The sequence below is a fragment of the Kitasatospora sp. NPDC056731 genome (assembly GCF_040687675.1).
In the GTDB taxonomy this organism is placed as follows: domain Bacteria; phylum Actinomycetota; class Actinomycetes; order Streptomycetales; family Streptomycetaceae; genus Kitasatospora.
The window spans coordinates 1-25,114 of record NZ_JBFBNR010000031.1 but is presented as its reverse complement, the minus strand read 5'-3'; the positions used below and the strand labels follow the sequence as shown (position 1 = coordinate 25,114).

Genomic DNA, 25,114 nt, shown 5'->3' with positions numbered 1-25,114 from the left:
AGCGCCGTTCGGCGAACGGGCGCCCGGAAGCCGGGCCGCGATCTCGGTCGCGGCCCGGCTTCCGGGTTTCGTGTTTCGGGGCGGTCTGTGGAAGGGCCTACCGCAGGCCCAGCTCCTTGCGGATGACCGCGTACCACTCCTGCGTCATGCTCCGCGCGGTGGCCTCGTCGAAGACGTTCGCGTCGTACTTGAGGAAGACCTTGAACCCCTCGCCGTCCCGGTAGGACTCGGCGGACAGGACGTACTCCCCGGCGTAGGGCAGGTCGTCGAACAGCCGCAGGTCCAACTCGCCGGACGCGGCCGGGGCCGCGTTGGTCAGCAGGTCGGCGCCGTCGAAGTTCTGGAACAGGAAGTTGGTCAGGACCAGCGGTTCGTCGTCCGCGCCCACGGCTCGGGCGATCTCCAGCAGCGGGTAGCCGCCGTGCTCGATACCGCCGACCACCTTGCGCTGCAGGGACTTCAGCAGCTCGGGGAAGCCGCCGACGGCCGTGCAGCGGATCGGCAGGCAGTTCGCGAACTGGCCGACGACGTCCTGGAACCGCTCCTCGTAGCGGGCGGCCGCCGTCATGCCGAGGACCAGGTCGTCCTGCCCGGTCAGCCGGTGCAGGAACCGCACGTACGTCGCGAACAGCACGGTGGCGACGCTGACCCGGTGCTCGCGCGCCGAGTCCGCCAGGGCGGCGGCCAGCGGCGGCGGCAGCTTGACCGTCGCCACGTCCACCCGGGGCATCCGCTTGGGGTCGTACGGCCGGTCGTAGGGCAGCGCGAGCGCCGGTCGATGACCCGCCAACTCCCGCAGCCAGTAGTCCCGGTGCTGCCGCGCGCGCGGGCCGGCGAGCAGCGCCTCCTCCCAGGCGACGAAGTCGCCGTAGCTCGTGCGGCTCATACTCCCCCGGCCCTGGTAGGCCTCCTTGAGCGTGCGGATCAGGACCGCCGTGGACGTGCCGTCCAGCAGGATGTGGTGCGCGGTGATCAGCAACAGGCGCCGCTGCCCGGCGAGGGAGACCAGGTGCGCGCGGACCAGCGGGCCCGTCGCCAGGTCGAACGGGAGGTTCACCAAGTCCCGCAGCCCGGCCAGTTGGGCGGCGCGCTTGGTGGCCGTGAGGTCGACCCGCTCGAAGGACGGCGCCCGGCCCGGGTCGATGTCCATGAACGGCGCACCGTCCCGCTCGCCGAAGACGGCGCTCAGCACCGGGTGGATGCCGCTCTGGGCGCGGATCGCCCGCTCCAGGGCGGCTTCGTCCAGCTCGCCGTGGATCTCGAAGAGGAGCGGGAGGTTGTAGGCGGTCGACTCCGGCGAGCGCTGCTGGTCGCGGTACATGGTCAGCTGGCCGCACGAGAGGTTCCACCGCTCGCCCGCCGGGCCGGCCGGGGCATCCGCCGTGGCCGTCGTAGCCGCCCCTGCACCGGCGAAGTGGGCGCACAGGCCGTCGACGGTCTCGACGTCGAAGAGCAGGGTGGCCGGGACGTCGTCACCGAACTCCTCGCGCAGGGCGTTGGTGAGCTGGAGGACCAGGATCGAGTCCAGGCCGTAGTGGGTGAGCGGGGCCGCGGTGTCGATCCGCTCGGCCGGGATGCCGAGCACGGCCGCGGCCTTGCCGAGGATGAGCGCGGACAGGTCGGAGCGCGACGGCGGCGCGGTGGAGGGGGCGGGCGCGGGCGCGGGGCTCACGGCCGCCGGGGCGGGCGCGGGCTCCGGCCGGGGCGTCGGCACCACGGCAGGTACCGCAGCAGGCACGGCAACTGGCACCGCAGCAGGCACCGACCGGGTGGCACCCTTCGGCCTGGTCCCGACCGCCTGCCGGGCCACCCCGTCGCTCTCCGCCGCGATGACCTGCTGCCCCAGCGGCAGCGCCTGCGGCAGCGGGAACACCACCGTCCCGAAGCCCTCCCCCGCCAGCACGTCCCGCCAGTTCTCCGGCGACAGCGCCGGCGAGCCCGGGATCCGCAGCGAGCGGTCGTCGAACAGCCACCAGCCTTCCAGCAGGCCGAAGGTGACGTGGCTGAACAGGTCGAAGGCCGACAGCTCGTTCAGCAGCAGCCACCCGCCGGCCCGCATCGCGGCCTTGGCGTTGCGCAGGGTGTTGCGGGTGTCCTTGGTCGCGTGCAGCACGTTGGCAGCGATCACCAGGTCGAACCCGCCCTCGCCGACGTCCTGCCCGGCCAGCGGCCGTTCGATGTTGAGCAGTCGGCAGTCCAGGTAGGGCACGCCCGGCCCGTAGGTGGCACGGGCGTGGTTGAGGAAGGCCTTGGAGAGGTCCGTGTAGACGTATGTCTCGATGCTCTCCTGGTACGGCTTGAGCGCGGCGAACATCCCGGCGCTGGTGCCGCCGGTGCCGGCGCCGATCTCCAGGATCCGCAGCCGCGCGCCCGGTTCGCGGCGCAGCCGCTCCGACACGACGGCGACGGCGGCGCCGGCCATGGCGCGGTTGAACACGTCCGCGACGTGGTTGTCGCGGTAGCAGCCCTCGACCAGCTCCACCGAACCGCGCGGGAACATGACGTCGGTGGGCCTGGTCCGGCCGGTCACGATGTCCGGCAGCGCCCGGAGCATGGCGGAGGCGAGCCGCAGTTCGGCCTTGCGGTCGGCGTCGGCCGACCAGGAATCGCACTGCCGGTCCCACTGCGCGAGCACGGCCTCCGCGAGCACGTCCGCCGTGGACACGGCCTCCCCGAGCACGCCTTCCGCCGGCCCGGCCGACACGGTGGCCCGCCGGGCGTGCTCCAACCAGTCGGCGTACACCGGCAGGATCGCGGTGTGGTCGACGGTCGCCAGCTGGGCCGCCAGGACCTTCGCCAGCCACGGGTCACGCTCGGTCCGGCGCCACCGTACGACCTCGTCCATCAGGCCGTCCACGCTCTCCGGCGCGAGCAGCAGCTCGCCGCGCACCCGGGAGGGCGTCCGGCCGTGCACGGTGACCTGGGTGGCGCGGTCGAAGTTCGCCAGGGTGTTGTGCTGGTTGGTCTTCACGAAGGCCAGCTGCCGCTGGTCCCCGCCGAGCAGGGCGTCCAGGGCGGCGAGCCCCTCGTGCGGCTCGATCGACACCAGGCCGACCCGGCTCAGCCGTTCCCGGTAGAACTCGGAGGTGACGCTCCCGAGGTTGCCCCACCACCCCCAGTTCATGACCCTGACGGGGGTGTCCCAGTGCTGTCCGAGCGCGTGGGCGTAGGCGTCGCTGAAGGTGCAGCCGGCCGCGTAGTTGCCCTGGCCGGCCGCCGTCGTGAAGGACTGCATCGACGACAGCAGTACGGCGAAGTCCAGGTGCTCGCCGTCGAAGACCTCGGCCATCGCCGTCGTGACGTCGACCTTGGCCGCCAGCCCCGCGCGGAGGGTGGCCTCGTCCATCCGGGCGAAGGTGCTGTCCCGCAGGACGAGCGCGGCCTGCACGACCCCGTCGATCCGCGGGTGGCGCTCCCTGACGGTGCTGACGGCCCGGCGCAGCGCGGCCGGGTCCCCGGCGTCGGCGCTGAGGTAGCGGACGGTGCCGCGCCCCTGGACGGAGCGGAGCCGTTCCTCGATGGCCGCGTCGGGTGCGCTGCGGCCGATCCAGGTGACATGCGCGCCGTACTGCCGCACCACGTGCTGGGTCCAGGCGGTGCCCAGGCCGCCGGCGCCGCCGATCACCACGTAGACGCCGCCCTCACGGTAGACCGGTCGCGCGGGCGTCTCGCACGGCGCCCAGTGCCGGGCCAGCCACTGGCCGGCCCGCCGGACCCAGGCGTCCTCGGGCGACCGGGCGGGCAGGGCGGTGAGGTCGGCGGGCCAGTCGGGGGCGTCGAGGTCGACGCGCCGGACGCTCCACTGCTCGTACTCGCGCCCCAGGGAGCCGAACAGGCCGTGCAGCCCGGCGTGCGCCGGCTGGACGGGGTCGTCGGCGTGGGTGGCGAGCGCGCGGGTGGTGACCAGCGTGATCCCCAGCGGCCGGGCGTCGTACCCGGCTCCGATCAGCGCCTTGATCAGGCGGAACGCGGCGACGACGCCGTCGTTCTGGGCGGCCGTGTACCCGGCGGCGTCGACGGGGTCGAGCTTGGGCTCGGGCGCCGTCCAGACCAGGTGGTCGACCGGTCCGAGGTCGCGCAGTGCGGCGGTCACCTCCTCGGCGGAGGCGGACGGCGGCAGCGGCCAGGTCAGGGCGCCGTCGAGCGGTGCCGGTCCGCCGACGACCAGGACCCGGTCGGTGCCGGCGGGCACGGGCGCTTCGGTCGCGGTGGTCGGGTCCCAGACGGGCGCGTACAGCGCGGGTTCGCTCCGGACGGTGCGGCGCGAGGTGTAGCCGGTCAGCCGCACGCAGACCGCGCCGTCGGCGTCGACCAGGTCGATGTCGAGCTTGTCGAGCGGCCCGGCCGCGCCGCCGCGCACCACGGCCCACATCGCCGCCTGGCACGGGGCGAACAGGTCGAGCCGGTCCAGGGCGAACGGCACGGCGGTGTCCCGCATGCCGGTGAGGTGGGGTGCGACGGCCGCCTGGATCGCCGAGTCCAGCAGCGCGGGCGCCAGCGGTCCGGGCTCCGCCGAGTCGGGCAGGGCGAGTTCGGCGAGGACGAGACCGGAGCCGACGTACGCCTGCCGGATCGCCCGCAGGCTCGGGCCGTGGTCGATGCCCATCGCCACCAGGGCCTCGTGGATCCGCTCGCCGGACACGGTCTCCCGGCAGTCCGCGCGCAGCGCGGCGAGGTCGACCGGTGCCGGGCGCGGGGCGTCGGACGGCGCGATGGCGCCCTCGCAGCACACGGTGGCGCCGGTGCCGATCTCGAACCGGTGCCCGCCCTGCTCGCTCGTGCGGACCTCGACCCGGACGTCGACCGGGGTGTCCGCGACCTCCAGCGGCTGCACCCACGTGACGTTGCGCATCCGCACCCGGGTGGTGCCCAGCGCCTTGCGGGCGAGTTCGAGGTAGGCGACCGCGGGCAGGAGGTGACGGCCCTGCACCACGTGGTCGCGCAGCAGGGCGTCCGTGCGGGTCAGCGTGACGTTGTCGCCGTTGCCACTGTCGCCATCGCTGCCGCCGTCGCCGGTCGGGGCCCAGTGGCGGTCGCGGGCGAACGGGTAGGTCGGCAGCGGGATGCGTCGGCCCTCGGCCGGCGCCCGGTCGTCGTCGGGCAGCCGCGCCGGGGCGGTGCCGTCCAGTACCTGGATCAGCTCGTCGCGGTCACGGACCACGCAGGCGAAGCGGTGGGCGAAGCGCTGCCGGCCGACGGCCAGGGTGTAGGCGAGGTCGCCGAGGTCGATCGACGCGTGGGCGCGGACGTGGAGCGCCAATCGGCGCCGCTGTTCGAGGAGTTGCTCCTCCGTCCGTGCCGAGAGGAGCACCACGTGGTCCGTCCGCGGCGCGGCGGCGGTGCGTGCGGCGGTGTTCGCGACGGCCGGGGCCTCCTCGATGACCAGGTGCGCATTGGTGCCGCTGGCGCCGAAGGAGCTCACCACCCCGCAGCGCGGCACCCCGGCGGGGCTCTCCCAGTCGTGGGTGCGGGTGCTCAGGTAGAACGGGCTTCCCGCCAGCGGAATCGCCTCGTTGGCGGTCTCGAAGTGCAGCGAGGCGGGGATCTTCCGGTGCTTGATCGCCAGCAGCACCTTCAGCACGCCCGCGATGCCCGCCGCGAACTGGGTGTGGCCGATGTTGGTCTTCAGCGAGCCGACCGCGCAGTACTCCGTCCGGTCGGTACGGGCGCGGAACGCCCTGTTCAGCGCCTGGAACTCGATCGGGTCGCCGAGCTTGGTGCCGGTGCCGTGCGCCTCGACGAGTCCGATCCGCTCCACGTCGACGCCGAACCGCTCGTACACCTCGCCGAGCAGGCTCTCCTGGGACACCGAACTCGGCGCGGTGATCCCGTTGGTGGCGCCGTCCTGGTTGACGCCGCTGGCCTTGATCACGCCGTGGATGTGGTCGCCGTCGGCCAGCGCGTCCGCGAGCCGCTTGAGCACCACGACTCCGACGCCCTCGCCGGGCACGAAGCCGTCGGCGCGGTGGTCGAAGGTGTGGCAGCGGCCGGTCGGCGACAGCATCCCGGCGCGGCCCGCGAGCCGGTACAGCCGCGGCGTGGACTGGAGGAACACCCCGCCCGCCAGCGCCATCGAGGTCTCGCCGGACCACAGGTCCTTGCACGCCAGGTCGATCGCCACCAGCGAGCTGGAGCACGACGTGTCGACGGCGATCGCCTGGCCCTTGAGGTCGAGGAAGTACGACACCCGGCTCGGGATGACCGAGGTCATGTTGCCCCACAGGGTCTGCGCCGGCGCCTCCGGATCCAGCAGCCCCTGGTAGTCGCCGGCCCACGCCCCGACGTAGACGCCGCAGCGCGCCCGGCCCATCCGGCCCGCGTAGCCGGCGTCCTCCAGGGCCTTCCAGGACTCTTCGAGCAGCAGCCGCTGCTGCGGGTCCATCACCGCGGCCTCGGTGCCGGAGATGTTGAAGAACATCGCGTCGAACTCGTCGATGCGGTCGAGGAAGCCGCCCCGGGTGCAGGCGCTCAGGCCGTCGAGGTCGAACCGGGTCGCCTCGGTGACCAGGTCGTCGCCGTCGGCCAGGTGCGTCCAGAGTTCGTCCAGCGAGTCGGCGCCGGCGAACCGGCCGCTCATGCCGATCACCGCGATCGGCCCGCGCTCCGCGCTCCCGGTGGCGCCGTCCCGCTGCCCGGTCGCCACGGGCCGTACGGGCTGCACGGCCGGTGGCGGGGCGCTCTCCTGTGCGTCCGACGGCTCCGTCGCGCCCTCCGTGTGGACGATGACGCCCCGGTACTCGGCGAGCAGGTGCTCGGCCAGCCGGTCGGCCGTGCTGAAGTCGAAGACCACGCTGGTCGGCAGGTCCAGCGTCAGCGCGCCGTTGAGCTGGTCCACCACGCGGATCGCCAGGATCGAGTCCAGGCCGTAGTCGGCGAACGCCAGCCCGCCCTCGACCTCCTCGACCTCCATCGCCAGCGCGCGGGCGATCTTCTCCCGCACCACGGCGGGCACGATCTCGTCCAATCCCCTGTGTACGACCGCGGGTTGGACGATCGGCGCCGCGACCGGCGCGAGCAGCGGAGCGGGCGCAGGTGCGGCCACGGGTGCCGGTTCCTGCCGGGTCAGGTCGCCGATCCAGAACCGCTCCTTGGCGAACGGGTACGTCGGCAGCGACACCACCCGGCGCGGCGCGCCCTGGTGCAGGCGCTCCCAGTCCACCTCGGCGCCGGCCGCCCACAGCGCCGCGAGCTTGGACAGCTTGCCGGCCGCGATCCACTGCCGGACCAGCAGTTCCTGGAGTTCGTCGTCACCGGTGATCTCGGCGAGCAGTCCGCCGGATTCCCCGGCGGTGCCCCGGTGCCCCCGGCCGGCCCGCAGGGCGGCCCTCAGCTCCGCCGTCGACGAGACCGCGACCGCGTACCGCTCGGCCATCGCCTCCCGCCCGACCTGGAGCGTGAAGGCCAGGTCGGCGAGGGCGGTGTCCGGGTTGCGGTCGAGGAACCCGGCCAGCCGGTCGACGGACGCGGTGAGCTGGTCGGGAGTCCTCGCGGAGAGGACGACGACGTGTGGGGATTGTTCGACGTGTCGGGATTGTTCGGCGCCGTTGATCGCGCCGTCGGTGGGCTGCACGGAATACTCCTCGACGATCACGTGCGCGTTCGAGCCCCCGGCACCGAAGGAGGACACCGCCGCGATCCGCGGGCCGTCGCAGTGCCACGGGCTCAGTTCGCGCTGGACCCGGAACGGGGTCCGTTCGAAGCTGATGTTCGGGTTGAGCTGTTCGGCGTGCAGGCTCGGTACGAGCTGCCGGTGCTTGAGCTGGAGCAGGACCTTTGTCAGACCGGCCACCCCGGCCGCGGCCTCCAGGTGGCCGATGCCGGACTTCACCGAGCCGATCGCGCAGAACTGCCGCTCCACGGTGTCCTGTTCGAAGGCCTTGGTCAGGCCCGTGATCTCGATCGGGTCGCCCAGTTCGGTGCCGGTGCCGTGCGCCTCGACGTAGCCGACCTGCCGGGCGGAGACCCCGGCCTGGTCCAGCGCCCGCCGGACGACATCGGCCTGGGCGACCGGGCTCGGCACGGTGTAACCGGTGGAACGGCCGCCGTGGTTGACGCTGGAGCCCCGGATCACCGCGAGCACGCGGTCCCCGTCGGCCACCGCGCGGGACAGCGACTTGAGCAGCACGCACCCGACGCCCTCACCGGGCACGAACCCGTGGCCGCCGGTGCCGAAGCTGCGGCAGTGCTGGTCGGGCGAGAGCATGCCGGAGCGGCACAGCTCGACGTAGTCCAGCGGGTGCGCGTAGAGGTTCACGCCGCCGGCGATCGCCACCTCGCAGGCGCCGCGCCGGAGTTGCTCGCACGCCTCGTGGACCGCGGTCAGCGACGCCGAGCACATGGTGTCGATCGTCAGGCTCGGCCCGCGCAGGTCGAGCAGGTAGGAGGCGCGGGCGCTCAGCGAGGCGAACGACAGGCCGGGCACCACGAGTTCACCCGAGGGCAGCCGGCCCACCTCGTGCCGGGCGTGGCCGACCTTGGTGACGCCCGCGAACACCCCGACCCCGTGGGCGTGGCGCTCGGCGAGGCGCGCCCTCGTGTACCCGGCGTCCTCCAGCACCTCCCACGCCGCCTGCACGAACAGCCGCTCCTGCGGGTCCATGGCGTAGGCGTCGCGCGGGGCGATGCCGAAGAACCGGGGATCGAACGCGGCGAAGTCGTCCAGGAAGCCGCCCCACTTGCTGTAGCTGCGGCCGGTGGCCACGGCCGTGTTGCGGTCCGGCTCGAAGAAGCCGTCCAGCGGCCAGCGGTCCACCTCGCGGACGCAGTCGCGGCCCGCCGTGAGGTTCTCCCAGAACTCGTCCAGGTCGGCGGCGCCCGGGTAGCGGCCGCTCAGCCCGATCACCGCGATCGGCTCGTCGGCGCCGGGCGCCGGCTGGTCGGGGACGGCGGTCGGCTGGTCGGGGACGGCAGTCGCCTGAGCGCTGGTGGCCCGCTGCTCGGCAGCCGCCACCGACTGGTCGGCCGTGGCCGCCCGCTGGTGCGCCGGTTCCCTCCGGAGGCCGGCGAGTTGACCGGCCACGGCCCGCAGGGTCGGGTGCTCGTAGAAGATCGTCGACGAGACCTCGGGGTACGTCCGCACCAGCTCCCGGTTGAGCTGGATGACCATCACCGAGTCCAGGCCGATGTCGACCAGCAGGCGGTCGGGGTCGACCGCGCCCGGGGCGAGCCCGCTGACCTCGGCGAACAGGGCGAGGAGGTGGCCGAGGACGTTCGGGTCGGCGCTACGAACGGGAGCCGTCGGCACGGGAGTTGTCGACGCAGAAGTTGTCGGCGCGGCGGCCGGGGCCGGCGTTCCGGTCGGCACCCGCGCCGGGTCGCCGTGGTGCACCCACACCTGGTCCGCCCCCGCGTTCCAGGCGTCGACCAGCGCTGTGAGCCCGGCTTCCGTGGGCATCGGCGCCAGCCCCCGGTCCTCCCACAGGTAGGCCCGGGTCCGCTCGCCGACCTGCATGCCGCCGTCCTCCCACAGCGGCCAGGCGATGGACAGGGTGCGCCCGCGGCGCAGCCCCTCGGCGACCCGCGCGTTGCGCACGGCGGCGAACTCGTCGAGGAAGGCGTTGGCGGTCGCGTAGTCGGACTGCCCCGGGTTGCCGGTGATCGCGGCGCCCGAGGAGAAGGTCAGCACGAACTCCAGCGGGCAGTGCCCGGTGGCCCGGTCGAGGTGCACGAGAGCGTCCACCTTGGTCGCAAGGACCTCGTCCCACTGCTCGGCGGTCTTGTCCGCGAGCAGCGAGTCCCGCACCACGCCGGCGGCGTGCACGATGCCGGTGACGGCGCCCGCCTCGGCGACCAGGTGCCGCACCTCCTCCCAGCGGGAGACGTCGGCGCGCACGTACCGCGCGTCCGCACCGGCCTGCCGCAACTCGGCGAGCAGGCGCTCGATCCGGCCGTCCTGCGGCGAGCGTCCGGCCAGCACGACGGTCGGCCGCCGGACGTCGGCGGCGATGCGCCGGGCCGTCGAGGCGCCGATCCCGCCGGCCCCGCCGGTGATCAGGTACACGCCGCCGTCCCGCCAGGGCTTGCCGAATTCCCTTCCTGTAGGCGGGAGTTCGGCCGGGGCCCAGCTGCGCGTGTGCCGGACGCCGTCGCGGTAGAGCACCAGGTCGTCGGCGGCGCGGGCGTTCTCCGCGACGACGGCGGCCAGGTCAGTGCCTTGGACGCCTTGGACACCTTCGATGCCTTGGACGCCGATGACCTGGCCGACGATCCGCGGATTCTCCTTGGTGACGGTCCGCAGCAGGCCCGCGAGAGCGAGGTCCGCCGTGACGACCTGGACGAGCGTGGTGCCGTCCCGGGCGTCGAGGCCGCGGACGGTCTCCAGCAGTTGCCACGACAGGTCGCGGAACCGGCTCTCCGGCCGCGGCTTGGCCGTGTCGAGGCGGATCGCCTCGGGCACCTCCCCGTCGACCCCGCACAGCACGACGACGCGCCGGTCGTACCGGGCGCTCGCGGCGGCGGGCGTCGGCGTCCAGCGGGCGGTCAGCAGGGTCGTGCCGCTCTCCTGCCGGGTGCCGGGGGCCCAGAAGCGGTCCCGGGCGAACGGGTATCCGGGCAGGTGCGCACGCCGGGGCGTGCCGTCGCCGAGCAGCGAGCGCCAGTCGACGGCGCCTCCGCCGACCCACCGCCCGATCGGCTCCGACTCGGCTCCGCGCTCGCCGGTGGCGACGAACGCCCGCAGTGCGTCGACGAGTTCGGCACGGGACGAGACGACCCAGCCGACCCGTTCCGCCATCTCCTCGCGGCCGACCTGGAGGCTCCACGCGAGGGACCGCAGCGACACCTGCTCCGACTCCGAGGACTCCAGGTGGGCGAGCAGGCCCCGGGCCCGGTCGGTCAGCTGCCGGGCGGTGCGGGCCGACAGCGGCACCGCGACCGGCCCGCCGTCGCCCTCCCCGCCCCGGTCGCCGCGCACGTACTCCTCGACGACCACATGGGCGTTGACGCCGCCGAACCCGAAGCTGCTCACCCCGGCACGCCTCGGCGCGGAGCCGCCGGCACCGCTGCGGGGGCGCGGCCAGGCCTCGTTGTCCCGCACGATGTGGAACGGGCCGCCGGCCAGCTCGATGTACGGGTTGACCTCCTGGAGGTGCTGGGTCGCGGGCAGCACGCCGTGCTTGAGCGCGAGCAGCACCTTCAGCAGCCCGGCGATGCCCGCGGCCGACTCCAGGTGGCCGATGTTGGTCTTGACCGAGCCGAGGCCGCACGCCCCGTCGTCGCTGCGGCCCAGCCGGCGGAACGCGGTGCGCAGCGCCCGGACCTCCACCGGATCGCCGAGGGCCGTGCCGGTGCCGTGGGTCTCGATGTAGCCGATGGTGTCCGGGTCGAGGTCGCCGACGGCGGCCGCCACCAGTTCGGCCTGGGCATCGGCGTTCGGCGCGGTCAGCGAGTTGGCCCGGCCGCCGTGGTTGTACGCGCTGCCCCGGAGCACCCCGAGGATCGCGTCACCGTCGCGCTCCGCCGCCGCCAGCGACTTGAGCACCACCACCCCGACGCCCTCGCCGCGGACGTAGCCGTTCGCGCCCGCGTCGAAGGTCTTGCAGAGGCCGTCCGGGCTGAGCATGCCCGCGCGGTGCGCGCTGACGAAGGTGTCCGTGCTGAGCAGCACGTTGACCCCGCCCGCGACGGCCAGGTCGCAGGTGCCGGAGCGGATCGCCTCGATCGCGCGGTGCACCGCCACCAGCGAGCTGGAGCAGGCCGTGTCGATCGGTTCGCTCGGGCCGCGCACGTCGAGCAGGTACGAGATGCGGTTGGCCAGGATCGAGTGCGTGGTGCCGGTCGAGGTGAAGGCGTCCGGTCGCACGCCGAGCGTGGCGAGCAGCGTCGCGTAGTCGTTGCCGGTGACGCCGATGAACACGCCCGTGTTGGCCGGCAGGTCGGCGGGCCGGTACGCGCTGTCCTCCAGCGCCTGCCAGACCGTCTCCAGGACGAGGCGGTGCTGCGGGTCCATCAGTTCGGCCTCGCGCGGCAGGATGCGGAAGAAGCCGGCGTCGAAGGCGTCGACGTCGTCCAGGACTCCGATCCGTTGGGGGAAGTCCTGGGCCTCGATGGCCTTGCGCTGCTGCTCGTCGTAGCGGTGCAGCGGGAACGCGGTGACGGAGTCCTTGCCCGCCAGCAGGTTCGCCCAGTACTCGTCCAGGTCGCGGGCGCCCGGGAAGCGCCCGGCCGCGCCGATGACGGCGACCGGCTGGCGCGGGTCGGGCCCGGTGCGAACCGGCTCCGGCTCCGGCTGCGGCTGGGGTTGGGGCTGGGGTTGGGGCTCGACCTTGATCTTGACCTCCGCCTCAGCCTCGGCCTTCACCGTGGCGCCGTGCTCGTCGACCAGGTGGGCGCCCAGCGCCTCCAGGCTGCTGACGTCGAAGAACACCGCCGGGCTGACCACGACCCCGAACCGCTCGTGGATCTCCTTCGCGAAGGTCACCAGCGAGATGGAGTCGAAGCCGAACGCGTCCATTCCGGTGCCGGGGTCGAGCTCCTCCGGCTCGAACTTGAGGATCTCGGCGGCGATGGCGCGCAGGACGTCCACGACACCCGACACCGCCGACACCACCGGTACATCCGGCTCAGCCGGTACGGCCGGCTCCCGCTCTCGCACCGAACTGGCCTGCGGCGCCGGACGATCGCCCGGCGCCACCCCTCCGGTGCCGCGCCGCACCCCGGCCAGCTCCCCGACGACCTCGCCCGCGCCCCCGAGCAGCAGGATCCGGTCGTCGCCGAGGACCACGTGCGTGACCGGCGAACCGGCCCGCACCCGGATCTCCGCGACCTGGTTGAGCGCGACCAGGGTCCAGTCCGGCGCCCCGGCGCGCTTGGCCTCCCACTGCACCCCCTGGGCGATCGCCGCGAGCACGAACGGCTCGACGGTGACGTTGCGCCGGACGTGGTCCTGCTGGAACGCGGGACTGCCGATGGTCAGCACCGTCCGGCCGTCCGGCGCGCGGAACACGCCCTCGACCGCACACGAGGCCGGCTTGTAGTCCAGCCCGCCCTCGGCCAGTTCTGCCAGGAACTGCTCCCGGGTGAGGACCTCCCGCAGTCGGGCCAACTCGACCCGGCCGGACGGCGCCGTGCCCGTCCCCCGCACGGTGAACTCGACCGCCGCCGTCCCGTCCCCGGTCCGGACGGTGCCGTGGCCGTCGGCGAACTCCGTGACGAGCCGCGTGGTCGTGGACCAGTCGATCGGCCGCAGGACGCGCAGGTCGTGGACCGACGCCTCGGCGGCGAACCCGCTGACCTTCGCAGCGGCCAGCGCGAGGTCCACCACGAAGGTGGGCACGATGGTCGGCGCCTTGGCCAGCCGGTAGCCGTAGTCGAGCAGGTCGGTGAGGTGGACGTCCAGGGCGTAGCGCAGGCCCCGGACGTCGGATTCGTTGCGCCCCAGGAAGGGGTGCAGCCGCTCGCGCAGCGCCAGCGGGGCCAGCACGGACGGCGCGCCGTCGGTCTGCTCGATCCAGCAGCGCACCTTCTCGAACGGGTAGGCGGGCAGCGACACCCGGCGTGCCGTCGGCAGTTGGTCCCAGTCGACGGTCTTGCCGCCGGCCCAGGTGGTGGCGAGTTCGTGCGCGGGCAGCTCCCGTCGCCCGGCCAGGTAGCCGTCGACGGCCGCCAGCGCGGACCGCTGGTCCCCCGCCACGAACGCCCAGCGGTGCGGCAGTTCGTTCTTGCCGACCCGCAGGGTGTACGCGATGTCGGGGAGGTCGGCCTCCCGCGCCCCGGCGAGGTGGTCGCGGAAGACGGCCAGGTAGCGCCCGAGCGCGGCCTCGTTCATCGCGGAGAACACGAACAGCTGCTCACCGAAGGGCTCTTGGCGCACCGGCCGTTCGGGGTACTCCTCCAGGATGATGTGCGAGTTCATGCCGCCGGCGCCGATCGAGGTGATGCCGGCCCGCCGGGGGTGGGTGACCTGGCGGCCGTCCACCTCGGTGACCATCGGCTGCCAGTCGGCGAGCTTCTGCTGCACCTGGAAGGGGGTGTCGGCGAAGTCGATGTCCGGGTTGAGCTCCGTGCTGTGCAGGGACGGCGCCAGCTTGCCGTGCCGCAGTTGGAGCAGCACCTTGGCCAGGCCGATCATGCCGGCCGCCGCGAGCAGGTGCCCCATGTTGGCCTTGACGGAGCCGAGGGCGCAGAACTGGCGGTCCTCGGTGTACTTGCGGAACGCCGACGTCAGGGCGCGGACCTCGATCGGGTCGCCCAGCGCGGTGCCCGAGCCGTGTCCCTCGACGTAGCCGATCGTCCTCGGGTCGACACCGGCGTCCTCGATCGCCTTCTGGATCGCGTGCGCCTGCATGCCCGGGTTCGGCACGGTGAAGCCGTTGCGCGTCCCGGCGTTGGACAGGGCGGTGCCCTTGATCACGGCGTACACGTGGTCGCCGTCGCGCTCGGCGTCGACCAGCGGCTTGAGCACGACCGCGCCGACGCCCTCGCCGAGGATGGTGCCGTCCACGCCGTGGCCGAAGCTGCGGATCACGTCGGAGGTGCCGGTGGTGAAGTGCTCCTCCGAGGAGGTGATCAGGTTGTACGGGTGCAGCATCAGGTTGACGCCGCCCGCGACGACCATCCGGCACTCGCCGGCCCGCAGCATCTGCACGGCCTGGTGCACGCACGTCGACGAGGCCGAGCACATGGTGTCCAGGAAGATCGACGGACCGGTCAGGCCGTAGAAGTAGGACAGCATGTTGGGCAGCGTCCCGGTGTAGCTGCCGCTCTGCGGCGCGCCCCTGGTCAGGCTGTTCTGGAAGCCGTACAGGTTGTAGTGGTTGCTCATGGTCCCCACGAGCACGCCGACGTCGCCCTGGTAGCGGCGCTGGATGGTCTGCCGCGAGTAGCCGGCGTCCTCCAGTGCCTCCACGCCCGACTGAAGGAACAGCCGCACCTCCGGGGACATCTGCTCGGCCTCGCGCTTGGAGATGCGGAAGTAGCGGGGGTCGAACTTGTCGAGGTCGCGCAGGAACGTCCCGGTCCGGATCACGCTCTTGCCGTGGACGGACCGGTCGCTGTCGTAGATGGCCTCGTGGCCCCAGCGGTCGGCGGGGACCTCCTCGAAGGTGTGCCGGCCGTTCTCCAGCAGTTCCCACAGCTCGTCCATCGTGTCGGCGCCGGGGTAGCGGCCGGACACTCCGATGATCGCGATGTCGTGCCGGTCGTCGCGCGCGGGTTCGCGGACCTCGGTGACGGCGGACGCGGCCGGGGCCTCGGGCTGGACCGCCGGGGCTTCGGGCTGTACGACCGGCTCTTCCAAGGCTTCCGGGGCTTCCGGGGCTTCGGCCTTCCCCGACTCCCCCAGCACCGCCTCCAGTTGCGCCCGCCGGGTCTCCACGAAGTGCGCGGCCACCTCGGCGATGTTCAGGTACTCGAAGAAGATCGTCTTGGACAGCGGCCCGAACACCTTCTCCAGCTGGGCGGTCACCCCGAGGATGCTCAGCGAGTCGATGCCGTACTCGATGAGGTTGGTGGTCGACTCGATGTGCTCCGGGGTGTGCCGCAGGACCTCGGCGACGACCCCCCTGAGCAGTTCCTCGGTGCGCCGCAGCAGGTCGCCCTCGCCCGCGCCGCCTGACGGCGCAGCGGTGGCGGACGAGGCGGTGGCGGACGAGGCGGTGGCCGGGGCCGCAGGGGCCGGTGCCGCCCGGCGTTGCGCGGCCAGGGTGGCCAGGGTGGCCTTGGCGCCGTAGGCGACGACGAGGTGCGCGGGGGCGTCGGCGAGCAGGGCCCGGCCGAAGGCGCGCAGCCCGTCCTCGGTGGGCAGGTCCTCCCAGCCGCGCTCGCGGCGCAGGGAGTCGCGGGTGACCTCGTCCAGCGTCATGCCGCCGTCGGCCCACAGCGGCCAGCTGATCGCGACGGTCCGGCCGCTGCGCTCGCCCGCGTCGACCAGCGTCCGGCGGTGCCGGGCGAAGGCGTCGAGGAAGGCGTTGGCCGCCGAGTAGTCGGACTGCCCCGGGCTGCCGTAGACGCCGGCGACCGAGGAGAAGAGCGCGAAGAAGTCCAGGTCGAGGTGGCGGGTGGCGGCGTCGAGGTTGAGCGTGCCGCGGACCTTCGGCGCCGTCACCAGGCGGACGTCGGCGAGGTCCTTGCGCAGCAGGTACTGGTCGCGCAGCACACCGGCCGCGTGCACGACGCCGTCGAGCGACCCGTGCTCGCGCACGATCGTGTCGACGGCTGCGCGCACGCCTGCGGCGTCGGCGACGTCGACCGGCAGGTAGTGCGCGTCGACCCCTTCGGCGCGCAGGGCGTCCACCGAGCCCGCCGGGGAGCGTCCGCTCAGGACGACCGTCGCCCCCGCGCGGCCCAGGTAGCGGGCGAGGTGCCGGCCGATGCCGCCCAGGCCGCCGGTGATCCAGTAGACGCCGCCGGCCCGCAGCTCGGGCACCTGCGGTCCGGCGTCGAGCCGTGTCTCGACGGGTTCCAGCACCTGCCGGGTGCCGTCGGCGGTGTAGCGGACCTCGGTGTCGGCGGAGTCGTCGGCGCACTCCTCCCGCACGATCCGCGCGAGCTGCTCGGCGGAGGCCGTGTCCAGGCCGGCGACCCGGACGACCCGGCCGGAGACGAGCGGGTTCTCCAGGGCGGCGGTGCGGAACAGGCCCGCCAGCGGTGCGTGGAAGTGGGCCGGCACCCGGGCGTCGACCAGGGCCACGAAGCGGTGCCCGGCCTTGGGAGAGGACGCGAGCACCTGCTGGACCTCGGCGAACACCTGCTCGATCGCGGCGTCGACGCCGTCGGCCGGGCTCGCCCGGGTGATCTCCGGCAGGGTCAGGAGGTGCGCGGTGCGGGTGGCTCCGCCGTCCGCGTCCAGCGGCCGGTCGGTCCACCGGGTGGTCGCCGTGACGACGCGCGGGCCGGCGTCGGTGGTGCGCTGGGCGAGCCCCCGCAGGCTGGCGCTGATCACGCCGTCGCCGTCGCACAGGTCGATGTCGAAGGTGGTGAGCGCCCCGGAGCCGGCGCTGCGTCGCACCCAGGCCCAGGTCTCGGCCGGGCAGGGCCGGTACACCTGGAGCTCGTCGAGGGTGAAGGGCAGGGTCGGGCCGGCGGCGGCGCCCGTCAGGACCACGGAGGTCTGGAAGGCGGCGTCCAGGACGCTCGGCGGCAGCACGCAGCCGTCGGCGCCGGTGGTCCGGATGCGGGCGATCGCCTCGTCGCGGCCCAGCCGGAGCCCGCGCAGCGCGCGCATGGCCGGGCCGTACTCCAGGCCCTGGGCGCGGAAGGCGGCGTAGACCTCGTCGGTACTGCGGGTGGTGCGGCAGGCGGCACGCAGGGCGTCCAGGTCCAGCGGCGACGGGTCCGGCAGGGTGACCAGTTCGGCGGTGCCCGTGCTGTGGACCGTCTCACCCTGCCGGAACTCGAACGCGATCGCGTCCCCGCGCGGCGTCAGCGTGAGGTCGACGTCGACGGGTTCGCCGACGACGATCGGCCGCAGCCACGCGAGGTCGCGCAGCCGGACTGCCCCCTCCCGGACCGCCGCGCGCTCCACCGCGGCCCGCGCCATCTCCAGGTACGCGACTGCGGGCAGCACCCGCCGGCCGCGGACCAGGTGCGAGGCCAGGAAGGGCTCGGCCCCGGTGAACGTGGAGGTGTAGCGCTGCTGCGCCAGGTCGGAGGTGTTGCGGTGGACGAGCGGGTGCAGCAGCGCGGCGCCCGGCGCCTCGGCGGGCGGCGTGACGTACCAGTGCCGGTCCCGGGCGAACGGGTAGGTCGGCAGCCGCACGCGACGCGCCCCGGGATGCCCGGGCCAGTCGGCGCCGCCCCCGTTCGCCCAGTCCTGCGCCGCCGCGACCAGTTCGGCCCCTGCTCCGGCGGGGTTGCGCACCTCGCCGTCCGCGACGGACTCCAGCGCGGCCACGAGCTGCTCCCGGTCCGAGACCAGGAACACGGCCCTGACCCGCATCGCTTCGCGGCCGACCTGGAGCGTGTGCGCGATGTCGGCCAGCGGCTGGCGCGGCCGCAGCGCGGTCTCCGGTGCCAGCAGGTGGTCCCGCAGGCCGGCGGCCAACACCCGCAGTCGCTCCAGGTTCTTGGCCGACAGCGGGACGACGTACGGGCCCGCAGGCTCGGAGGTACGGTCGACCGGCCCGCCGACGTGCTCCTCCAGCAGCACGTGGGCGTTGGTCCCGCCGAACCCGAACGAGCTGACGCCGGCCCGGCGCGGCGCCCCGTCGCCACCCGGCCACGGCCGGGTGTCGCCGACGATGTAGAACGGGCTGCCGTCCAGGTCGATCAGCTGGTTCCTGGTCCGGAAGTTGACCGTCGCCGGGAGGGTCCCGGCGGCCATCGCGCCGATCACCTTGACCACGCCGGCCACGCCCGCGGCCGATTCCAGGTGGCCGATGTTGGTCTTGATGGAGCCGATGCCGGTGCTGTCCGGCCGCGGCGTCGTCCCGTTGGCGTCGTGCAGGCTCTGGAAGGCGCGCTTGAGGCCGACGATCTCGATCGGGTCGCCGACCGGCGTGCCGGGCCCGTGGGCCTCGATGTAGCTCACCGTCTCGGGCGTCACACCGGCGCGGGTGTAGACGTCCTCGATCAGCGCGGCCTGGGCGACCGGGTTGGTGACGGTCAGCGAGTTGGTCTTGCCGCCGTGGTTGGTGCCGACGCCCTTGATCACCGCGTGCACGGGGTCGCCGTCCGCCAGCGCCCTGGCCAGCGGCTTGAGCAGCAGGACGGCGCCGCCCTCGCCCCGGACGAAGCCGTCCGCGTCCTGGTCGAAGGCGTGCGAGCGGCCGGTGGGCGAGAGCATGCTCGCCTTGCTGAACGCCACGAACAGCTTCGGCGACCAGCACAGGTTCACGCCGCCGGCCAGCGCCAGGTCGCAGTCGCCGTTGTGCAGGGCGGCGACGGCCTCGTAGAGCGAGACCAGGGAGCTGGAGCAGGCGGTGTCGTTGGCGATGCTGGGGCCGTGGAAGTCGAAGTAGTAGGACAGCCGGTTGGCGACGATCGAGTAGGCCGTGCCGGTGGGGAAGTAGGCGTCGGTCGGCACGTCGTCGCGTTCGATCAGCTCGGCGTAGTCGCCGTGGCACAGGCCCATGAAGACGCCGGTGCGGCTGCCCGCGAGTTCGCCCGCCCGGTAGCCCGCGTCCTCGATGGCCTTCCAGGCCAGTTCCAGCGCGAACCGCTGCTGCGGGTCCATCGTCTCCGCCTCGCGCGGGGAGATGTTGAAGAAGGCGGCGTCGAAGCGGTCGGCGTCCTCGACGAACCCGGCCCAGACGCTGTACGTCTTCTCCTCGCCGCTGCGCGGATCGCCGAAGTAGCGTTCCTTGGACCAGCGTTCGGCGGGCACCTCGGTGATCAGCGAGCGTCCGGCCGCGAGGTGGTCGAACAGCTCGACCAGGGTGTCGGAGCCGGGGAACCTCAGGGCCAGGCCGATGATCGCGATGTCGTCGGTGCTCATCGGCTCTCCCCCACTCGCTGCACGGCACGGCGGTTGTCCACGGTCGTCCGCAGGTTCAGCGCGGCGCTCGACGCTCCGGTCGGCGCCGTACCGCCGCCCCGCACGAACTGCTGGTGGAGCACGGCGGTCGTCAGCAGGTAGAGGAAGGTCTGGTCCTCCTTGGTGCTGACCTCCTCCACCGGCGAGGTCATGATCTTGTCGACCAGGCGCCGGGCGAACTTCGCGTCCAGGCAGCCGATCCCGGCCAACTCGCGGTCGGACAGCAGCAGTTCCAGGTAGTCCGGGCGGCTGTCCTTGAAGGCGGCGCTGCCCGGCGCGCGGTAGGGCTGCTTGGGGCGGCTGGTGGTCCACTCCGGGAGCTCGGCGCGGAACGCCTTCTTCAGGATGGCCTTCTCGACCTGGCCGTCGTCGTAGCGCAGGTTCACCGACGCGGCCGCGCGCACCACCGCGGGGTCGAGGAACGGGCAGCGGTTCTCCACGCTGTGCGCCAGCGCGGCCCGCTCCCCCTGGGTGGACAGCAGGAATCCGGGCAGCAGCGTCTTGTACTCCAGCCACTGCGCCTTGTGCATCGCGGGCATGTCCGGGTAGCCGGGTGTCCCGGCGACGAGGTCGAGCAGGTCGGCGAACGGGTCCATCCGGTCGGCGAGCAGCCGGGCCGCGAACCTCCCGTTCTGGTACCGCATCTCGTGGGAGAACAGGCCCGGCAGCCGTTCCACCGAGAACTGCTGGTACAGGCCGAGCAGATGGGCCTGGTGGGCGGAGCCGAAGTGCTCCAGCTCCGGGTGCAGGCCGGCCAGCCGGGTGCGGCGCTCGCCGTCGGTCAGCTCGTTCCACCGCGCGCGCAGCAGGGTCTCGCGGAACAGCGAGTAGCCGAGGAAGGCCTCGTCGGCGCCCTCGCCGCTGAGGATGGTCTTGATCCCGGCGTCGCGGACGTGCCGGGACAGCAGGAACATCGGCACGAACGAGGTGCGGAAGGTCGGAACCTCCGCGTGGTACACGGCGGTCGGGAAGTGCTCGGTGATGTCCTCGCTGGTGATCGGGACGGCGGTGTGCAGGGTGCCCAGGTGCTCGGCGACCAGGCGCTGGCTGTCGGACTCGTCGAAGGACTTGTCCTGGAACGCCACCGAGAAGGTGCGGACCTCGTACGGGGAGAGCTGGGTGGCCAGCCTCGTCACGATCGAGGAGTCCAGGCCGCCGCTGAGGTAGACGCCGACCTCGACGTCGGAGCGCAGCCGCAGCTCCACGCTGGTGCGCAGGGTCTGCCGGAGCATGTCGATCGCCTCGGCCTCGGTGCCGTCGAAGCCGGGCACGTCGAAGTCGAGGTCCTCGTAGGGGCGCAGCGAGCGGCGGCCCGCACTGATGGTCAGCACGGAGCCCATCGGCAGCTGGCGCACGCCCCGGAACGGCGTGCGGTCGGGCAGCGGCGTCCACGCGGCGTAGGTGGTGGCCAGCTCCCTCGGGTCGAAATCGAAGCGGAAGCCGGGGAAGGCGCGGAACGCCTTCATCTCGGACGCGAACAGGAAGTCCCCGCCCGCGTCGGCGTAGAACAGCGGGCGCTTGCCGTAGCGGTCGCGGGCCAGCACCAGGTCACCGGTCGCCGCGTCCCTGATGGCGACCGCGAAGGCGCCGTTGAACCGGGTGAAGCAGTCCGACCCCCACTGGATCCAGGCCTGGAGCACGACCTCGGTGTCGGAGTGGTCGGTGCGGAACGGGCGGCCGAGGCGCTCCAGTTCCGCGCGGAGTTCGATGTGGTTGTAGATCTCGCCGTTGAAGCAGATCCAGTAGCGCCCGGAGGGGTCGGACATGGGTTGCGAGCCACCGGCGAGGTCGACGATGGCCAGCCGCACCGTCCCCATGGCCATGCCGTCGTCGAGGTAGTAGCCCGCCTCGTCCGGCCCGCGGTGGTGGATGTTCGACAGCATCGAGGTGATGACCTCGGCGGTGGCACCGGGGTGCAGCGAGGTCGAGAGGAAACCAGCCAGCCCGCACATGATCCGTCCTTCTACTTCGCGGAGGTCTTCTTGGTGACGAATTCGTCGATCGCGGTGAGCGAGACGAAGACGTTCACGAGGATGTCCTCCGGGGAGATCTCGACGGAGAACTCGGACTCCAGGAACTTCATCATCCTGACGTAGCCGAACGAGTCGATGACCCCCGCCTTGAACAGGTCGGTGTCCGGGGTGATCACGTCGTCGAACTCGAAGAGGAAACGGTCTTCCAGGTACAACCGGATCGTGTCCGTCGTGGTTGCCATGTGTCACACTCCAGCCCTGATTTTGAACACCATGTGGGTGAGGGCCAGGCCCCCGATTTCGGTGAATTCCGGCTCGGCGTCGCCGTCGAGCAGCCCGCGGACGCTGTCGGTCCAGCGCACCGGGGCGACCAGCTGCTCCGTGAGCATGTGCGTCACCTGTCCCGGCTCGTACGGCCGGCCCGTGACGTTGGAGATGACGGGGGTGTCGGGATCGGCGAACTCGAACTCCGTCAGGAACTCGGCGAACCGCACCCTGGCCGGCTCCATGTACCGGGAGTGGAAGGGCGCGCTCACCTTGAGCCGTACGAAGCGGATCTCCCGCTTCTCCAGGCAGGCGTGCGCCGCCTCCAGGACCGGCGGGGTGCCCGCGATGACCACCTGCGAGCCGGTGTTGAGGCCGGCGATGTCGACGCCGTCGACGCCGTCCTCCGCGAGGATCTCCAGCAGTCGCTCGGGCGGTGTGTTCATCACGGCGGTCATGCCGCCCTCCGAGGCCGCCGCCATCAGCTCGCCGCGCTTGGCGACCAGCCGCAGCCCCGTCTCGAAGGCGAAGGACCCGGCCGCGAGCAGCGCGTTGTACTCGCCCAGGCTGTGGCCCAGGTAGACGTCCGCCGCCCGGTCCCCGCGGTGGACCCGCTCGAAGGTCCGCAGCGCGTTGACGACGAACAGCGCCGGCTGGGTGTACTCCGTGCGGCCCAGCAGGCCGTCCGGGTCCTCCGTGCACAAGGAGACCAGGTCGTACCCCAGCACGTCCGAGGCGTACTGGACCAGCCCTGGGTACCGTTCGAAGACCTCTGCCCCCATTCCCTTTTCCTGACTTCCCTGACCAGCGAAGATGACTGCCAGCACGACACTCCTTCAACCCACGACGACCTGCTGACCTGCACTGACCTGCCGACCCGTACTGACCTGCCGACCTGCACCGACCTGCGCCGGACGCGCCCCGACCGCGGATCTGAGCACGTCCAGGAACGCCCTGCCGCGGCTGCTCATGGCCAGGTCGGGCATCACGGCCGCGCCCAGGGTCGCGGGCGGCAGGTCTCCGACCAGCTCGACCTCGCGGACCCTGCCGCCGTCCAACGTCGTTGCGGTCAGGCCGCGTTGATACATCAAGGCGAACCCGGCACCGGCGGCCACCAGGCCGCGCAGCGTCTCGGTGCTCGTCGTCGTCACCACCCGTGGCATGCGGACGCCCGCGCGGGAGAACATCCGCTCGGCGTGGCGGAGCACGCTCGGGGCGTTCAGGGCGACCAGCGGTCGCCCGGCCAACTCGTCCAGGGAGAGCGGCCCGACCAGCCCCAACGGGTCGTCATCCGCCAGCAGGGCGTGCACCGGCAGGTCGACCAGCGGGTGGAACCTCGACTCCCCCGCCAGGAAGTCGTACGTCACGGCCAGTTCGCACCGGCCGTCCCGGAGGAACTCCAACAACCGGTCGGCGGACGCCTCGTGGAAGTTCAGCTTCAGCGCCCCGTGCCGCTCCCCGGCCAGACGGTGGACCAGTGGCAGCAGGAACGGGGCGATCGGGAAGAAGAACCCGACGTCGAGCTGGCCTGCGGTGTCGCCCGCCAGGGCGTCGCCCTGTGCCTTGAGGCTGCTGGCCTGCCCCAGCAACGCGCGCGCCTCCCGCAGCAGGTGGCGACCGCTCGGCGTCAGGGAGACCCCACGGGCATGGTGACGGAGCAACAGCTGAACACCGAGCTGACGTTCCAGCCGCATGATGGCCGACGAGACCGTCGACTGCGAGGCGCACAGCTTCTCCGCCGCCTCCGAGATGTTGCCGATCTCGGCGGAGACGACGAAGTAGCGCAATTGAGTGAGACTGAATCCCAAGCGATCGGTCATAGCGCGCGGAAACCTTTTCCCGGAATCTGGCCATGCGGATTTTCGGGGTCGGCGGTACGACCGCCGGAGAAATTCTGAATTCGGTGACGAACCACGGGCGATCAGCCCGCGGCGGATCCGCGAAAGGCACACCGGGGCACGGTGACCGGCCTCGGCACGCAGGGCGACGGCGGCCCGTGGCGACCGCGGCGGGCCGCCCCTGCGGAGCCGGTCACGCCGGCGCGTTCCGCTTCGGGCCGTTCGAAGTGTTCGGGCAGTACGGCGAGTTCATACCCGCCGCAGCGTCAACTCGATTTTCTCGCTGCACGGGCGGGCGATGCGGGCCCGGCAAGCTGCCGGTCCGATCTCCTTGACGCCGACGCGCGCAAACGGCTAGACACCAAGCCATTCCGGTCCAGTATTATCTGCCGGAGGTTCCCCGATCCCGGAAGCGTTCCGGGGAACGGGGCGGCGGGGACATGTGTGATGACCATGGTGACACTTTCCTCAGCTCCGTCAGAGACGGGAAGCTATCGGTCGGATTGTCGCAGTCCAGGTTCATGTGACATGGGCAGATCAACTACACAGAGAGCATAAAAGCGGACAAGCCTCCGATGAGCGTGCCCAGGTTGCCCAGCTGGAAGCGGGCCACGTGTCATACGGTAACTGAAAGGTTACCGGTTAACAAGTTGGAGCATGTGCACGAATGGATGAAACGCGGGCGGTATGGCAACTGTGGGTACAGAGCCGTCCTGACCTCGACCTTTCGTCGATGGAGATCATCGGCGGCCTCCGACACGCCCACGCGATGCTGGAGTTCCTCCTTGAACCGGTGTTCGAAGCGGCGGCCGTCAGCTCATCGGAGTTCGACGTGCTCTACCACCTCCGCCACTCGACCGAGCCGACGATCGCGCGCCGCCTCGCCGCCTCGATGGGGCGGTCGCCGGCCGCGCTGAGCAAGGCGCTGGCCAAGCTGGAACGTCGCGCCCTCGTGGTCCGGACGGTCAACCCCGCGGACCGGCGCGCGGCACTGGTCTTCATCACCGACGCGGGCGCGGCCGCCGTCGACGACGTCATGCCCAGGCGCCTGGCCATCGAACAGCAGGTCCTCGGGGCACTCAGCGAGGAACAGAACGCACAGGTCCGGATCGCCCTGCGGTGTCTCGCCGAAGCCGTCGAGGCCCAGGCCCTGCAGGGTCGGCCCGCCGACCCGGAGACCCCCACCGCCATCCCGGCCTGGACTCCGCCGCGTTCGCCGTCACGCGAGTCCCCGTCCCGCCCCCCGCGGGCGCCCCGGAGACAGCTCGCCAACGCCAAGCATCCCCGGAGCGGCTACCCGACGGAGCTTTGAACGGCACGGCGTCGGCGGCCCAACTCGGCCGACAACACTTGAACTTCGGGCCTCACCACCCCGCCGGTCAGCCGACCCGGGGCGCCAGCGGCGGCGCTCCGGTGATCCAGCGGCCGCGGCGCATGACGGCGACCAGGTCGTAGCCCTCGGAGTCCAGCACGACCAGGTCGGCCCGCTTGCCGGCCTCCAGCGAGCCGATCGAGTCGGCGAGGCCCAGCAGACGGGCCGGGGTGGCGGACAGCGACTCGACGGTCTGGTTCAGCGTCAGGCCGTTGACGGTGAGCGAGCGCTTGAAGGCGACGTCCAGGGTGAGCGT

At 72.5% G+C, this 25,114-nt stretch carries 7 protein-coding genes; 1 reads left to right on the top strand and 6 read right to left on the bottom strand.

Going from position 1 to position 25,114, the window contains the following annotated elements; translation table 11 throughout:
* Positions 1 to 97: 97 nt before the first annotated feature.
* Genes AB0R04_RS27170 through AB0R04_RS27150 form a run of 5 tightly spaced genes read right to left on the bottom strand, consistent with a single transcriptional unit; the run spans position 98 to position 23,456 of the window.
* A complete protein-coding gene (locus AB0R04_RS27170) occupies positions 98 to 19,372 on the bottom strand; it encodes an SDR family NAD(P)-dependent oxidoreductase (RefSeq protein WP_363375712.1) in 19,275 nt (6,424 codons plus the stop codon).
* A complete protein-coding gene (gene asnB, locus AB0R04_RS27165) occupies positions 19,369 to 21,363 on the bottom strand; it encodes an asparagine synthase (glutamine-hydrolyzing) (protein WP_363375710.1) in 1,995 nt (664 codons plus the stop codon). The genes AB0R04_RS27170 and asnB overlap by 4 nt, the downstream gene beginning before the upstream one ends.
* Positions 21,364 to 21,374: 11 nt before the next feature.
* Positions 21,375 to 21,626 (bottom strand): phosphopantetheine-binding protein, encoded by a 252-nt coding sequence (locus AB0R04_RS27160; protein ID WP_063345952.1) that lies wholly within the window; start codon positions 21,624 to 21,626, stop codon positions 21,375 to 21,377.
* 3 nt (positions 21,627 to 21,629) lie between these two features.
* Positions 21,630 to 22,475, bottom strand: coding sequence for an ACP S-malonyltransferase (fabD, locus tag AB0R04_RS27155; RefSeq protein ID WP_363375707.1), 846 nt, complete (start codon positions 22,473 to 22,475; stop codon positions 21,630 to 21,632).
* Positions 22,476 to 22,484: 9 nt separating this feature from the next.
* The gene (locus AB0R04_RS27150) at positions 22,485 to 23,456 is read right to left on the bottom strand and encodes a LysR family transcriptional regulator (RefSeq protein ID WP_363375706.1); all 972 of its coding nucleotides are present in this window, start codon (positions 23,454 to 23,456) and stop codon (positions 22,485 to 22,487) included.
* A 763-nt stretch (positions 23,457 to 24,219) separates the two neighbouring features.
* Here AB0R04_RS27150 and AB0R04_RS27145 point away from each other — a divergent pair.
* Positions 24,220 to 24,798 carry a MarR family winged helix-turn-helix transcriptional regulator gene (locus tag AB0R04_RS27145; RefSeq protein WP_363375703.1) on the top strand — a complete coding sequence of 193 codons (579 nt, stop codon included), beginning with the start codon at positions 24,220 to 24,222 and terminating at the stop codon, positions 24,796 to 24,798.
* A gap of 67 nt (positions 24,799 to 24,865) precedes the next feature.
* On the opposite strand, the gene AB0R04_RS27140 is transcribed toward AB0R04_RS27145, so the two are convergent.
* Positions 24,866 to 25,114: amidohydrolase family protein (locus AB0R04_RS27140; protein ID WP_363375700.1), on the bottom strand; the 249-nt coding region annotated here is incomplete at its 5' end.

What these genes read in the sequence shown, in the direction of transcription:
- AB0R04_RS27145 (WP_363375703.1), top strand. Translation starts at nt 24,220, where the DNA reads ATGGAGATCATCGGCGGCCTCCGACACGCCCACGCGATGCTGGAGTTC.
- asnB (WP_363375710.1), bottom strand. Translation starts at nt 21,363, where the DNA reads ATGTGCGGGCTGGCTGGTTTCCTCTCGACCTCGCTGCACCCCGGTGCC.
- AB0R04_RS27170 (WP_363375712.1), bottom strand. Translation starts at nt 19,372, where the DNA reads ATGAGCACCGACGACATCGCGATCATCGGCCTGGCCCTGAGGTTCCCC.
- AB0R04_RS27160 (WP_063345952.1), bottom strand. Translation starts at nt 21,626, where the DNA reads ATGGCAACCACGACGGACACGATCCGGTTGTACCTGGAAGACCGTTTC.